General features: G+C 64.5%; 13 protein-coding genes. 5 read left to right on the top strand and 8 right to left on the bottom strand.

Annotated elements, in window-relative coordinates:
* Positions 1-25 precede the first annotated feature (25 nt).
* Both hexR and KSS95_RS03335 read left to right on the top strand, forming a co-directional pair.
* The gene (hexR, locus tag KSS95_RS03330; RefSeq protein ID WP_023630201.1) at positions 26-892 is read left to right on the top strand and encodes a transcriptional regulator HexR; all 867 of its coding nucleotides are present in this window, start codon (positions 26-28) and stop codon (positions 890-892) included.
* 188 nt (positions 893-1,080) lie between these two features.
* A complete protein-coding gene (locus tag KSS95_RS03335) occupies positions 1,081-1,299 on the top strand; it encodes a PA3496 family putative envelope integrity protein (RefSeq protein ID WP_125861177.1) in 219 nt (72 codons plus the stop codon).
* On the opposite strand, the gene KSS95_RS03340 is transcribed toward KSS95_RS03335, so the two are convergent.
* Complete coding sequence (locus KSS95_RS03340; RefSeq protein WP_217853923.1) at positions 1,241-2,188, bottom strand: LysR family transcriptional regulator; 948 nt, start codon at positions 2,186-2,188, stop codon at positions 1,241-1,243. The genes KSS95_RS03335 and KSS95_RS03340 overlap by 59 nt on opposite strands.
* A 204-nt stretch (positions 2,189-2,392) precedes the next feature.
* Between KSS95_RS03340 and KSS95_RS03345 the strand changes: the two genes are divergently transcribed.
* Together KSS95_RS03345 and oadA are read left to right on the top strand one after the other, a co-directional pair.
* Complete coding sequence (locus KSS95_RS03345; protein WP_217851660.1) at positions 2,393-3,808, top strand: acetyl-CoA carboxylase biotin carboxylase subunit; 1,416 nt, start codon at positions 2,393-2,395, stop codon at positions 3,806-3,808.
* Positions 3,809-3,819: 11 nt separating this feature from the next.
* Positions 3,820-5,628 (top strand): sodium-extruding oxaloacetate decarboxylase subunit alpha, encoded by a 1,809-nt coding sequence (gene oadA / locus KSS95_RS03350; protein ID WP_217851662.1) that lies wholly within the window; start codon positions 3,820-3,822, stop codon positions 5,626-5,628.
* A 183-nt stretch (positions 5,629-5,811) separates the two neighbouring features.
* Here the strand turns inward: oadA and KSS95_RS03355 are convergent, their stop codons facing one another.
* From KSS95_RS03355 to KSS95_RS03365, 3 genes are read right to left on the bottom strand one after another with little or no spacing between them, the layout of a single operon-like run.
* Complete coding sequence (locus KSS95_RS03355) at positions 5,812-6,483, bottom strand: GNAT family N-acetyltransferase (RefSeq protein WP_217851664.1); 672 nt, start codon at positions 6,481-6,483, stop codon at positions 5,812-5,814.
* Between the two features lie 7 nt (positions 6,484-6,490).
* The gene (locus KSS95_RS03360; RefSeq protein WP_217851666.1) at positions 6,491-6,937 is read right to left on the bottom strand and encodes a GNAT family N-acetyltransferase; all 447 of its coding nucleotides are present in this window, start codon (positions 6,935-6,937) and stop codon (positions 6,491-6,493) included.
* 12 nt (positions 6,938-6,949) lie between these two features.
* The gene (locus tag KSS95_RS03365) at positions 6,950-7,579 is read right to left on the bottom strand and encodes an FMN-binding negative transcriptional regulator (RefSeq protein WP_217851668.1); all 630 of its coding nucleotides are present in this window, start codon (positions 7,577-7,579) and stop codon (positions 6,950-6,952) included.
* A gap of 90 nt (positions 7,580-7,669) precedes the next feature.
* On the opposite strand from KSS95_RS03365, the gene pdxR reads away from it, so the two are divergent.
* Complete coding sequence (gene pdxR, locus KSS95_RS03370) at positions 7,670-9,187, top strand: MocR-like pyridoxine biosynthesis transcription factor PdxR (protein ID WP_217851670.1); 1,518 nt, start codon at positions 7,670-7,672, stop codon at positions 9,185-9,187.
* A gap of 68 nt (positions 9,188-9,255) precedes the next feature.
* Here pdxR and KSS95_RS03375 read toward each other — a convergent pair whose 3' ends face one another.
* From KSS95_RS03375 to aspA, 4 genes are all read right to left on the bottom strand, one after another.
* Positions 9,256-10,359, bottom strand: coding sequence for a polyamine ABC transporter substrate-binding protein (locus tag KSS95_RS03375; protein WP_217851672.1), 1,104 nt, complete (start codon positions 10,357-10,359; stop codon positions 9,256-9,258).
* Between the two features lie 2 nt (positions 10,360-10,361).
* On the bottom strand, positions 10,362-11,402 hold the full coding sequence (locus KSS95_RS03380) for a histone deacetylase family protein (RefSeq protein WP_217851674.1): 1,041 nt from the start codon (positions 11,400-11,402) through the stop codon (positions 10,362-10,364).
* A gap of 150 nt (positions 11,403-11,552) precedes the next feature.
* Positions 11,553-12,545, bottom strand: coding sequence for an AraC family transcriptional regulator (locus tag KSS95_RS03385; RefSeq protein WP_217851675.1), 993 nt, complete (start codon positions 12,543-12,545; stop codon positions 11,553-11,555).
* A 308-nt stretch (positions 12,546-12,853) separates the two neighbouring features.
* Entirely contained in the window at positions 12,854-14,278 is a 1,425-nt protein-coding gene (gene aspA, locus KSS95_RS03390; protein ID WP_134689158.1) for an aspartate ammonia-lyase, read from the bottom strand.
* Between the last annotated feature and the right edge of the window lie 176 nt (positions 14,279-14,454).

The following is a 14,454-nucleotide window of genomic DNA, read 5'->3' on the forward strand; positions in this document are numbered from 1 at the left end:
CGCCGATCATAACCGAGTCCAGCCCGTGAATCTGTTGCAACATATCGACCAATCGCGGCACCTGCTGCGCAAATCGGAACTCAAAGTGGCCGACCACGTGCTGCTCGATCCGGCTGCCGTCATGCACAGCTCGATGGCCGACCTGGCGCACAGCGTGGGGATCAGCGAGCCGACCATCGTGCGTTTCTGCCGGGCGATCGGTTGCTCGGGCTTCCAGGACCTCAAGCTCAAGCTGGCGCAGAGCCTGGCCGCCGGAGCCAGTTTCGGCCAGTTCGCCATCCATGAAGACGACTCGGTCGCCGACTACAGCCTGAAGATCTTCGACACCACCCTGCACACGCTGATGGAAGTGCGCGAGCACCTCGATCCACAGGCCTTGCAGCAGGCGGTGACGGCCATGGCCCAGGCCCAGCGCGTGGAGTTCTACGGGTTCGGTGCGTCCGGGGCGGTGGCGGCCGATGCCCAGCACAAGTTCTTCCGCCTGTTGCTCAGCGCCGCGGCCTATTCCGACCCGCACATGCAGGCGATGTCGGCGGTGACCTTGAAACCGGGCGACGTGGCCGTGTGTATCTCGCAGTCGGGGCGTTCGAAGGATCTGCTGATCACCGCCAACCTGGTGCGCGAGAGCGGCGCCAACCTGATCACCCTGTGCCCGAGCCAGACGCCGCTGGCCGAACTGTCGACGGTCAACCTGGCCATCGACGTGCACGAAGACACCGAGATCTACACCCCGCTGACCTCGCGCATCGCCCACCTGGTGGTGATCGACGTGCTGGCCATGGGCGTGGCCATGGCCCGCGGGCCGAGCCTGGTCAACCACCTCAAGAGCGTGAAGCGCAGCTTGCGCAGCCTGCGCCTGTCGCCCAAGTCGATCAAGGCCACCGACGACTGACCTGCACGCTGTTCGTGCAGGCGACTGGCGTGGGAGCGGGCTTGCCCTGCGATAGCCTCATCGCGGGGCAAGCCCGCTCCCACGTTGCCTTCTCCTCAAGCTTCACGGTTTTGTCACCCTTTCACCACGAAACCGTAAACCCCAAGGCCCACCCTGAAACTCCCCGCATCCTATCTGGGAGACAGGCAATGGCACGTGAACACGATGGCTCGTACCAACCCAACGCCAAGGCTCGCAAGCAGCAGGAAAAGGACCAGCGCCGCATGGAGTTTCGCCGCGCGATCGAAAGCTACTGCGACCGTCGCGAACTGCTGCGCTCGCTGGCCGACTACCCCGAACTGCAGGACATCACGGTGTGGCAGGTATCGGCGGCAACTTCCCCGAAAAACGCTCAACAAGCCCGCTGATCTGCGCACGTTCGCTGCGGATGAACGCCTGGAAGGCCAAGGCCACCGGTGACTGGCGCTTGGCTTTGGCCTGCACGATGCACCAACTGCGGTACAGCGGCAGCTCCTCCACCGGCAGCTCCTTGAGCACCCCGGTGGCCAGTTCCAGGTTCACCGCATGGCGGGTCAGCAGGGCGATGCCCAGCCCGGCCACCACGCATTCGCGCTGCGAATCGGTGGAGGCCACCTCCAGGGTCTGGCTGAAGTGCACGCGCTTGTCCTTGAAGTATTCCTCGCAGGCCTTGCGGGTCCCCGAGCCTTGTTCGCGGACCAGCAAGGTATGAGGCTCGAGGTCTTGCAGGCGCAGGCTTGGCAGTTGGCACAGCGGATGCGCCGGCGGCGCCACCGCGATGATCGGGTTGTTGAGGAAGGGCAGGAACTCCAGGCCCATGTCCTGGGGCACCATCGACATGATGATCAGGTCGTCGCGGTTGTCCGACAGCCGCCGGATCGCCTGGGCCCGGTTGACCACGGTCAGGGTCAGGTTGACCTCCGGGTGGCGTTGCTTGAAGGCGGCGAACAGGTGTGGCACGAAGTACTTGGCGCTGGACTCGATCGCCAGTTTCAGCTGACCCTGCAGTGAGCCCTGCAGGTCCGACAGCTGCATGTCGAGGTTCTCCAGGCGCCCGAAGATATCGCGGCTGGCGCGTTGCAGCGCTTCGGCGGCCTCGGTCAGGTAGAGCTTCTTGCCGACGTACTCGAACAGCGGCTGGCCCACCAGTTCCTCGAGCTGGCGGATCTGTAGACTTACGGCGGGTTGCGTCAGCGCCATCTCTTCGGCGGCCCGGCTGTAGGAACGCAGATCACACACCTCGTTGAAGATCTGCAATTGACGCAAAGTCATACGCATCAAGGACTTACGCATTTTCCCCTGGGCTCCGGCAAAACCTTGTTACCTAACTATAAGCTTTTGCTAATACTGCCTCTAACAAATATTGATTTTTGTTTATCGACCTTCAGCGCTAGGGTGAATACGCGACTGGCCAGCGACGTCTGGTCACGCGCCGACCGGTAGAACCGGATCGTCTGTTCCTACGGCTTTGGGAAGACTCCAGTGATAAAAAAAATCCTGATCGCCAACCGGGGTGAAATCGCAGTTCGGATCGTGCGTGCCTGCGCCGAAATGGGCATTCGCTCTGTGGCGATCTATTCCGACGCCGACCGTCACGCCTTGCACGTCAAGCGCGCCGACGAGGCCTACAGCATCGGTGCCGAGCCGCTGGCCGGCTACCTGAACCCGCGCAAGCTGGTGAACCTTGCTGTCGAGACCGGCTGCGATGCCCTGCATCCAGGCTATGGTTTCCTGTCGGAAAACGCCGAACTGGCGGAGATCTGCGCCGAACGCGGAATCAAGTTCATCGGCCCGGCCGCCGACGTCATTCGCCGCATGGGCGACAAGACCGAGGCACGCCGCACCATGATCGCGGCCGGGGTGCCAGTTACCCCAGGCACCGAAGGCAACGTCGCCGATATCCATGAGGCCCTGCGCGAGGGCGAGCGCATCGGTTACCCGGTGATGCTCAAGGCCACCTCCGGTGGTGGCGGGCGTGGCATCCGCCGCTGCAACAGCCGTGAAGAGCTGGAACAGAACTTTCCCCGTGTCATTTCCGAGGCCACCAAGGCGTTCGGCTCGGCGGAAGTGTTCCTGGAAAAATGCATCGTCAATCCCAAGCACATCGAGGCGCAGATCCTCGGTGACAGCTTCGGCAACGTGGTGCACCTGTTCGAGCGCGACTGCTCGATCCAGCGGCGCAACCAGAAGCTCATCGAAATCGCCCCGAGCCCGCAGCTGACCCCAGAACAGCGCGCCTACATCGGCGACCTGGCGGTGCGCGCGGCCAAGGCGGTGGACTACGAGAACGCCGGTACCGTGGAGTTCCTGCTCGCCGATGGCGAGGTGTACTTCATGGAGATGAACACCCGGGTGCAGGTGGAACACACCATCACCGAGGAAATCACCGGTATCGATATCGTCCGTGAGCAGATTCGCATCGCTTCCGGCCTGCCGCTGTCGATCAAGCAGGAAGACATTCAGCACCGCGGCTACGCCCTGCAGTTTCGCATCAACGCCGAAGACCCGAAGAACAACTTCCTGCCCAGCTTCGGCAAGATCACCCGCTACTACGCCCCGGGCGGTCCGGGCGTGCGCACCGATACCGCGATCTACACCGGCTACACCATCCCGCCGTTCTACGACTCCATGTGCCTGAAGCTGGTGGTCTGGGCGTTGACCTGGGAAGAAGCCATGGACCGCGGCCTGCGAGCTCTGGACGACATGCGCGTGCAAGGGGTGAAGACCACCGCCGCGTACTACCAGGAAATCCTGCGCAATCCGGAATTCCGTAGTGGTCAGTTCAACACCAGCTTCGTCGAAAGCCACCCCGAACTGACCAACTACTCGATCAAGCGCAAACCCGAAGAGCTGGCCCTGGCCATCGCCGCCGCCATCGCCGCCCACGCAGGCCTGTGAGGAACCGAATAATGTCCAAGAAAATCTTTGTTACCGACACGATCCTGCGCGACGCCCACCAGTCCTTGCTGGCCACCCGCATGCGCACCGAAGACATGCTGCCGATCTGCGACAAGCTCGACAAGGTCGGCTACTGGTCGCTGGAAGTCTGGGGTGGCGCCACCTTCGACGCCTGCGTGCGTTTCCTCAAGGAAGACCCGTGGGAACGCCTGCGCAAGTTGCGCAACGCGCTGCCCAACACCCGCCTGCAGATGCTCCTGCGTGGGCAGAACCTGCTGGGCTACCGTCATTACAGCGACGACGTGGTCAAGGCCTTCGTCGCCAAGGCCGCGGTCAACGGCATCGATGTGTTCCGCATCTTCGACGCCATGAACGACGTGCGTAACCTGCGCGTGGCCATCGAGGCGGTCAAGGCTGCTGGCAAGCACGCCCAGGGCACCATCGCCTACACCACCAGCCCGGTGCACACCATCGACGCCTTCGTGAAGCAGGCCAAGCAGATGGAAGCCATGGGCTGCGACTCGGTGGCGATCAAGGACATGGCCGGCCTGCTGACCCCGTTCGCCACCGGCGAGCTGGTCAAGGCGCTGAAGGCCGAGCAGTCGCTGCCGGTGTTCATCCACTCCCATGACACCGCCGGCCTGGCCGCCATGTGCCAGCTCAAGGCGGTGGAAAACGGCGCCGACCATATCGACACGGCCATCTCCAGCTTCGCCTGGGGCACCAGCCATCCGGGCACCGAGTCGATGGTCGCCGCGCTCAAGGGCAGCGAGTTCGACACCGGCCTGGACCTGGAGCTGCTGCAGGAGATCGGCCTGTACTTCTACGCCGTGCGCAAGAAGTACCATCAGTTCGAGAGCGAATTCACCGCCGTGGACACCCGCGTGCAGGTCAACCAGGTGCCGGGCGGGATGATTTCCAACCTGGCCAACCAGCTCAAGGAGCAGGGCGCGCTCAACCGCATGAACGAAGTGCTGGCGGAGATCCCGCGGGTGCGCGAAGACCTCGGCTTCCCGCCGCTGGTGACCCCGACCTCGCAGATCGTCGGCACCCAGGCGTTCTTCAACGTGCTGGCCGGCGAGCGCTACAAGACCATCACCAACGAAGTGAAGCTGTACCTGCAGGGTGGCTATGGCAAGGCCCCGGGTGTGGTCAACGAGCAACTGCGGCGTCAGGCCATCGGCAGCGAGGAAGTGATCGATGTGCGCCCGGCCGACTTGCTCAAGCCGGAAATGGCCAAGCTGCGCGCCGATATCGGCGCCCTGGCCCACAACGAAGAAGACGTGCTGACCTTCGCCATGTTCCCCGACATCGGGCGCAAGTTCCTCGAAGAGCGCGAAGCCGGCACCCTGACCCCCGAAGCGCTGCTGCCGATCCCCGAAGCCGGTGCCGCCGCTGCGGTGGGTGGCGAGGGCGTGCCCACCGAGTTCGTCATCGACGTGCACGGTGAGACCTACCGCGTCGACATCACCGGCGTCGGCGTCAAGGCCGAAGGCAAGCGCCACTTCTACCTGTCCATCGACGGCATGCCCGAAGAAGTGGTGTTCGAGCCGCTCAACGAGTTCGTCGGCGGTGGCGGCAGCAAGCGCAAGCAAGCCAGCGCGCCGGGCCATGTCAGTACCAGCATGCCGGGCAACATCGTCGATGTGCTGGTCAAGGAAGGCGATGTGGTCAAGGCCGGCCAGGCGGTGCTGATCACCGAGGCGATGAAGATGGAGACCGAAGTGCAGGCGGCTATCGCCGGCAAGGTCGTGGCGATCCATGTGGCCAAGGGCGACCGGGTGACGCCGGGCGAGATCCTGATCGAGATCGAAGGCTGACAGACGCCTTCATCTGCAAGCGGTTAACCTCTGGGGAGCTAAGGCTCCCCTTTTTTTGCTCGAAGATATCGCCTCCGTTGGCAAACCGTAGGAGCCAGCCTTGCTGGCGAAACAGACACCGCGGTGCAGGTGTTCGCCGGCAAGGCCGGCTCCTACAGGGGACGCCGCATGCCTGGTGTGGCATTAGCCCAGGCGACACGACTCCAGCGTGCGCAGCTGCCCGCCCGGCTGCTGGTTCTCCTCGCTCAACCAGCACTCGAACCCCGCCGCCACCGCCGGCCATTGTGCATCGATGATCGAATACCACGCCGTGTCCCGATTGCGATCCTTGACCACCATGTGATTGCGAAATACCCCTTCGAAGACAAAGCCAAAGCGTTCGGCCGCGCGCTTGGACCGGGCGTTGGCGTCGTTGCACTTCCACTCCAGCCGGCGGTTGCCCAGCGCGAAGCCCAGCTTGCTCAGCAGGTAGACCGCTTCGGTGCCTTTGGGCGAGCGCTGCATGGCCGCGCCGAAGGCGATGTGGCCGATCTCGAAGCGGCCCTGCTCGGGCACGATCGACATGTAGCTGAGGATGCCCTGCACCTGGCCGCTGGCACGGTCGATCACGCTGTAGAACAGCGGATCGCGGCTGGCGGCGTTGTTGTCGAGCCAGCGCTGGAAGCTGGCGCGTTCGGCGAACGGGCCATAGGGCAGGTAGTCCCACAGCAGCGGGTCCGAGCCCGGCCCTTGCAGCACGTCCCAGAGGTCGTCGCCATGGCGCGCCGGGTCGAGCTTCTCCAGGCGGATGAAACGGCCTGCGAGGGGCTCGGCCTTGGGTGTACCGGCAGGTGTCCAGTTCAATGCATCGCTCATGGTCGGCCTACAGTGCCTTGCGAAATTGGATGAAGCCCGGGCGCTCGGCAACCTGCTCGTACAGGCTGATGGCGGTGGCGTTGGTTTCGTGGGTCAGCCAGTGCACTTTGCTGCAGCCGGCGGCCTTGGCCGTGGCGTACACCTGCTCGATCAGTTGGCGGCCGATGCCCAGGCCGCGCTGCGTACTGTCGACGTAGAGGTCCTGCAGGTAGCAGGAAGGCTCGATGCTCCAGTTGGAACGATGGTAGATGAAGTTGACCATGCCCACCGCCTTGCCATCGACCCAGGCGAGTGTCGAGTGGGTCGGCTCGTTGGGGTCGAGCAGGCGCTGCCAGGTACTGGCGCTGACGCTGTCGGCCAGTTCGGTCTGGTAGAAGCGCAGGTAGGCCTGCCACAGGGGCAGCCAGGCTGGGTGGTCGTCGGCGCCGACCGGGCGCAAGGTAACGCGGGTCATGGGGCTTTTCCTTCAGAGATCGCGCATCTGCGCGGCGAGTTGGTTGTCCAGGTAGTCGGTGCTGGCCGCCAGGCCCGCGCGCACGCCGGCGATATCCTCGGCCGAACGGTTCTGGCTGAGTTTGCGCGCGCCTTGCAGGCGGGTGATGGGCAGGCGGATGCCGACGATGGCGCGGAGCATGCCGTCGAGGTAGTCGGCAGGGGCGTCGGTGGTTTTCCAGGGGGTGTCGCGCCCCCGTTCGTGGCGATCGGTCAGGCGGCTGACGATCGCCAGCAACGCTGTGGCGTCGTGGATGACTTCGACCGGGCCATGGGCGTGAACCGCCGTGTAGTTCCAGGTAGGCACCGTTCTGGGGTTGTCGTGCTTGCTTGGGTAGTAGCCTGGGCTGACATAGGCATCGGCACCGGGAAACACCAGCAGCGCTTCACCGCCTTGCGCCAGGTCCTGCCACTGGCGATTGGCGCGGGCCAGATGGCCGTAGACGGTGCCGAACTCACCTTCGTCCGGGGCCAGCAGCACCGGCAAGTGGCTGGCCAGCAGGCCCTGTTCGCCGTGGCTGACCAGCATGGCCAGGCGGGTCTGCTGCATGTGCAGGTGCAGCCGGCAGAGGTCGTGTTCCTGGTGGGCTTTGCTGTTGTACATGGGATGGGTCCTTGTCGAATGACCTCATGCTAGGCAGGCTATTGGTTCTGTGTAAGAGCCATTTACGGTAGTTCTCATAGGTCCAATACCATGCGCGAAGCGTCCCATGCCTTGCCGTTCGATCCTGCCGGCATCATCCTCGACCGGCGCCGTGGCCTTAGCCAGCAGCTGTACCAGGCCTTGCGCGCGCGGGTGCTGGACGGTCGCCTCGGCAGTGGTACCCGCTTGCCCGCCACCCGTGACCTGGCGGCGATCCTGGGGTTGTCGCGCAATAGCGTGGTGCGGGCCTACGACCAGTTGTACGCCGAAGGTTTCATTGAAAGTCGGGTGGGCGACGGCACCTATGTCAGCCAGCTGGAAAAACTATCCACACAACTGTCCACAGGGTTATCCCTGGGTTTATCAACAGGTTTATCCACATTTTCGCCTTCTGATACTGAGGATTTATCCAGCTTGGCAGCTGTCAGCGTGCCCTTGCAGCGTCTGAAAGAACACCATTTGCCGCCGCCGAAAAGTGGGGCTCCACGTGCATTCCGGGTGGGCGTGCCGGCCTACGATCTGTTCCCGTTCGATGTGTGGGCCAAGCTGCATGCGGGTTTCTGGCGAAACCCCGATCCTTCGGCGCTCGGCTACGGCGACCCGGCGGGGGAGCTGGCGCTGCGTGAGCTGATTGCCACTTACTTGCGCCGTTCGCGGGGGCTCTCCTGCACGGCTGAACAAATTTTGATCACCCATGGCGCCCAGGAGGCCATCAGCCTTTGTGCACAGTTGCTGTTGCAGTCGGGCGACGCCGTGGCTGTGGAAAACCCTGGGTACCGCGCGGCGGGGCACGCGTTTGCCCTGGCCGGGGCACAGCTCAGGGGCATGCCGGTGGACGACGAGGGCATGGATTGCACGGGCCTGGCGGACTGCCGCTTGGCCTATGTGACGCCGGCCCACCAGTACCCGACGGGGGTCACCATGAGCCTGGCTAGGCGCCTGGCGCTGCTGGCCTGGGCCGAGCGGGAACAGGCCTGGATCATCGAGGACGACTATGACGGCGAGTACCGCTACAGCGGCGCGCCACTGGCACCGCTGGCGACCTTGGATCGGCAAGGCCGGGTGCTGTATGTCGGCACCTTCGGCAAGATTGCCTTCCCCGCGCTGCGCCTGGGCTACCTGGTACTGCCCAGGCACCTGGTGCAGGCATTCAGCCGTGGTCGGGCCTTGGCGGTGCGCCACTCGGAGGTGGGCACCCAGTGGGTGATGGCGCAGTTCATGGCCCTGGGGCATTTCCAGCGGCACATCCGGCGGATGCGGCGGGCGGCGTTGGCGCGGCGCGATGTGCTGATGGCCGGCTGGCCGCTGGATGTGCCGGGGTTGGGGGCGATGCCGGAGGTGGCGGCGGGGCTGCATGTGAAAGTGGATGTGGATAACTTTGCGCGGGAGCAGGCCCTGGTAGCCCAGGCGCAGGCGGTCGGGGTGGAGGTGAATCCGCTGAGCTCATTCTGGCTGGAGGACAGCCAGGTGCCTGTGGATAAACGCGCGGGGCTGGTGCTGGGGTTTGCCGCAGTGCCGCAAGCCCAGGTGGCGGACGCGTTGATGCGCCTGCGCAAGGCCTGGAGATAGCGATCGCGGGGGCAAGCCCGCTGCCACGCATGCCATGCACAGGAGCAGGCTTGCCCCCGCGATGCTTTTCAGGTCCCGGACTTGATCTTGGTCCAGGCCCTGGTCCGCGCCCGTTCGGCATCCCGCGGCAACGGCTTGAGGGTGTACAGCTTGGCCATCGCCTCTGCCGTCGGGTACAGGTTGGAGTTGTTGCGGATCGCCGGGCTGACCTTGTCGGTGGCGTCCTTGTTCGGGTTGGGGTAACCGACGAAATCGCTGATCGGGGCGATGACCTCGGGGCGTAGCAGGTAATTGATGAAGGCGTGGGCATCCTGCGGGTTGGCCGCGTTCTTCGGGATCGCCAGCATGTCGAACCAGATCGGCGCGCCTTCCCTGGGCAGGCGCATGTCCACCACCACGCCGTTGTTCGCCTCGCGCGCCCGGTTGGCGGCCTGGGAGAAACTGCCCGAATAACCCACCGCCACGCAGATGTCGCCATTGGCCATGTCGGCCATGTACTTGGAAGAGTGGAAGTAGGTGATGTACGGGCGAATCTTCAGCAGCAGATCCTGGGCCTTCTGGTAGTCCGCCGGCTTGCCGCTGTTGGGGTCCAGGCCCAGGTAGGCGAGGGCCAGCGGCAGGATCTCCGAAGGGGAGTCGAGCAGCGCCACGCCGCACTGCTTGAGCTTGGCGATGTTCTGTTCCTTGAAGATCAGCTCCCAGCTGTCCAGCGGCGCGTCATCGCCCAGCGCCGCCTTGACCTTGGCGGGGTTGAAGCCGATCAGCACGGTGCCGTACATGTAGGGCACCGCGTGCTGGTTGCCGGGGTCGTTGCTCTCGATCAGCTTCATCAGCGCCGGGTCCAAATGCTGCCAGTTGGGCAGCTTGGCGCGGTCCAGCGGCTGGAACACACCGGCTTCGATCTGTTTGGCAAGGAACACGTTGGAGGGCACCACCACGTCATAGCCGGAGTTGCCGGTGAGCAGCTTGGCCTCCAGTGCCTCGTTGGTGTCGAAGATGTCGTAGACCAGTTTCACGCCGCTGTCTTGCTGGAAACCGGTGAGGGTCTGCGGAGTGATGTAGTCAAACCAGTTGAAGACCCGCAAGGTGCGCTGGTCGGCATGGGCCTGGAGCGCGCCGGCGAGCAGGCCGGTGGCGATGAGCGGGGCGAGCAGACGCTTGAGTCGGACCATGTTCAGGCTCCTGGCTGGGCGTGCTGGAAGCCTTCCAGCACATTGACCGCGTTGATGCCGATTTGTGCCACGGCATAGCCACCTTCCATCACGAACAGGGTGGGCTTGCCGAGCCTGCCGATGCGCTCGCCCATGGCCAGGTAATCCGGGCTGTCCAGCTTGAACTGGGAGATCGGATCGTCCTTGAACGTATCCACGCCAAGGGAGATCACCAGCACCTCGGGGTCATAGCGCTCGATGCGCTGGCAGGCGTCTTCCAGGGCGGCGCTCCAGGCGCTCCAATCGCTACCGGTGGGCAACGGGTAGTTGATGTTGCAGCCTTCACCCGGGCCTTCGCCGGTTTCGTCGGCATAGCCGAGGAAAAACGGGAACTCGTCCTGCGGGTCGCCGTGGATCGAGGCGAAGAACACATCGTTGCGGGCGTAGAAGATGTCCTGGGTGCCGTTGCCGTGGTGGTAGTCGACATCGAGGATGGCCACCTTGCGCCGGCCCTGGTCGAGGAAGGCCTGGGCGGCGATGGCGGCGTTGTTCAGGTAGCAGTAGCCGCCCATCACCTCGGCGGCGGCGTGGTGCCCAGGCGGGCGACACAGGGCGAAGGCCGCGCGGGCGCCTTGCTGGATCGCGGCCTGCGCGGTCAGCGCCACTTGGGCGGCGCTGTAGGCGGCCTGCCAGGTACCGGCGGTGATCGGCGCGCCGGCGTCGAAGCTGTAGTAGCCGAGCTCGCCGTGCAGGCCGCTGGGCTTGACCTGGCGCAGGGTGCGTGCGGGCCAGGTGAATGGCAGCAGGTCGCCTTGCTGGCCGAGGGCCGCCCAGCGGGCCCAGGCGCCTTCGAAGAAGTCCAGGTAGCCGGCACTGTGAATGCGCTGCAGCGGGGTACGACCGAAATCGTTGGGCCCCTGCACAGGGCCGAGGTTGCGCTGCTTGACCTGCTCCAGGACGTGGTCGGCACGGGAGGGCATTTCGAAGCAGGGCATCAGCTTGCCGTCGATCAGCTCGCAGCGGCCATGGTGCAGACGGTGGTCATCGGAATAGATCGTCAGCATTTATTGTTCTCCGGTAGGGCTGGCGTGGAGCAATTGTGCTGGGCTGCCAGGTGAGGGAGAACGATGGGAACGGCCAAAAGGGGATCGATGTGGCCAAGCCATCCTGGCCGACCCAATCACGGGCTTGCCCCGCGATGAGGCCGGTACCGGTCAACCGCGAAAATGGCTGGGCGCCACGCCGCTCCAGCGCTGGAAGGCATGGCGAAAACTCGCGGTTTCGCTGAAGCCGAGGCTTTCGGCGATACGGTAGATCGGCATCTGGTCCTCGGCCAGCAATTGCTTGGCCCGTTCGAAGCGCAGCTCGTCGAGCAGCTGTTGATAACTGCTGCCCAACGCCTGCAAGTGCCGGCGCAAGGTGCGCGACGAGCAGTTCATCTGCCGCGCCAGGCCCTCCAGCCCGGGCGCCGCCTCCAGCTGCTGGAGCAGCAGCTGGCGAATCCGCCCCAACCAGGCCTGGCGCCCGGTGAACTCCAGGTTCAAACGCCGGCAGCGTTCACTCATCGCCTTGTGGGTGATCGGGTCGGCCAGCGGCAGCGGCATGTCCAGCCAGCGCCGTTCGAAGGCGAAGGCGTTGTCGCCCGCATCGAAACCCTGCGGGCAGGCGAATGCACCGGCGTAGAGCGCGTGGTAACCGGGGCGGGGGTGTTCGAAGCGCGCCGCCAGCAACGGCAGCGGGCGCCCCAGCAGGTCGTCGCAGATCACCTTGAGCGACCCCAGGCAGAACTCGGCATTGAACGCGGCCAGGCCCGGCGCGTCGTAGTGCTCGCTGGCGCTGAGCCAGATGCGCTGGCCATCGTCCACCAGGCGCAGCTGGAAGACTGTTCCCAGCAGTGCCGGAAAGCGCAGCGCCAGGCGCAGGGCGTCACCCAAAGTGGCACTGGAGAGCAGGGCGTAACCGAGCATGCCGTAGCACGACACATGCATGCGCCGGCCCAGCTCCAGGCCGATGTCCGCGCGGCGGGCCACGGCGTTGGCGCAGACCTGCAGTTCCTGCTGGGTGGTGATGCGGGCGTCGGCGTGGCCCAGGTCGGCCGGGCCAATGCCGCTGCCGGCGAGCATCTGCTGCGGGTCGACGCCGTCCTCCTGGAACACCTTGAGGATCAGCGAAACCGCGTTGAGGGTGGTGAGGTGGCTGTGCAGCATGCTCGGCATCCCGTTGGGCTGAGAAGCTTCAGAGAGCAAGTTATATGCCGCTCGAGACGCACAACCCCTGTAGGAGCGGCCTTGTGTCGCGAAAGGGCCGCAAAGCGGCCCCGACGATCGTTGCGTCAATGCTGAAATCCCGGGGCTGCTATGCAGCCCTTTCGCGACACAAGGCCGCTCCTACAAGGATCGCGCAGGAGTTGAAGTGCAGGCATAAAAAAAAGGGCCCGGAGCGTGCGCTCGGGCCCTTGAAAGGTTGAGAGGTGTCTAGTCCCTCGACCTGGTGAGACTGTTTGCAGCGGCCTGGGTTACGCCTTCAGCGGAACCAGACGGGGAGCGATCATGTTTTCCGGACGCAGGATGTCGTTGAGCATCGCTTCGTCCAGCAGCTTCTCTTCGCGCACCAGTTCCAGCACGCCGCGGCCGGTTTCCAGGGCGACGCGGGCGATACGGGTGGCGTTTTCGTAGCCGATGTACGGGTTCAGGGCGGTGACCAGGCCGATCGAGTGCTCGACCAGTTCACGGCAGCGCTGTTCGTTGGCGGTGATGCCGACGATGCAGTGTTCGCGCAGCATGTCCATGGCGCGTTGCAGCAGGCGGATCGAGTCGAAGATCTTGTAGGCGATCAGCGGTTCCATCACGTTCAGCTGCAGCTGGCCACCTTCGGCGGCGACGGTCAGGGCCAGGTCGTTGCCCATGATGGCGAAGGCCACCTGGTTGACGGCCTCGGGGATCACCGGGTTGACCTTGCCTGGCATGATCGAGCTGCCTGGCTGGCGCGCCGGCAGGTTGATCTCGTTGATGCCGGTGCGTGGGCCGCTGGACAGCAGGCGCAGGTCGTTGCAGATCTTCGACAGCTTGACCGCGGTGCGCTTGAGCATGCCGGAGAACAGCACGAAGGCGCCCATGTCGGAGGTGGCTTCGATCAGGTCGGCGGCCGGGACCAGCGGCTGGCCGCTGATGGTCGCCAGGCGCTGCACGGCCAGGGCCTGGTAGCCAGGGTCGGCGTTGATGCCGGTGCCGATGGCGGTGCCGCCCAGGTTGATTTCGGTCAGCAGTTCCGGGGCCAGCGAGCGCAGGCGCTGCAGGTCTTCGGTCATGGTGGTGGCGAAGGCGCGGAATTCCTGGCCCAGGGTCATCGGCACGGCGTCTTGCAGCTGGGTACGGCCCATCTTCAGGACGTGGTCGAACTCTTTACCCTTGGCAGCGAAGGCCTGGATCAGGCTGTCGAGGCTGGCCAGCAGGGCGTCGTGGCCCAGCAGCAGGCCCAGACGGATTGCGGTCGGGTAGGCGTCGTTGGTCGACTGCGCCATGTTCACGTCGTTGTTCGGGTGCAGGTACTGGTACTCACCTTTCTGGTGGCCCATGTGCTCCAGCGCGACGTTGGCGATGACTTCGTTGGCGTTCATGTTGGTGGAGGTGCCGGCACCGCCCTGGATCATGTCCACCACGAACTGTTCGTGGAAGTCACCCTTGATCAGGCGGGCACAGGCTGCGCTGATGGCAGCGTGCTTGGCATCGCTCAGGTGCCCCAGCTCACGGTTGGCGTCAGCAGCGGCCTGCTTGACCATCGCCAGGCCGACTACCAGTTTCGGGTAGTGCGACAGCGGAACGCCGGAGAGGTGGAAGTTGTTGGCAGCGCGCAGGGTCTGGATGCCGTAGTAGGCATCGGCAGGGACTTCAAGGGTACCAAGCAGATCTTTTTCGACGCGGAACGATGCAGCGGAAGACATGATAGATATCATCTCGATTTTGACCCGGCACCTGCCGGAATGGCGCCAATCCTAGGGCTGCGCAGATTTTGCGGCCAATGCTGTTGCACGCTAACCTATGCGCAAACGGCATACGGTTTGATGTGACGCCGATTGACAATCGAGCGTGTTCCATTTTGGTGCACGCGTTGCGGAGT

It is taken from the genome of Pseudomonas muyukensis (assembly GCF_019139535.1).
In the GTDB taxonomy this organism is placed as follows: Bacteria; Pseudomonadota; Gammaproteobacteria; order Pseudomonadales; family Pseudomonadaceae; genus Aquipseudomonas; species Aquipseudomonas muyukensis.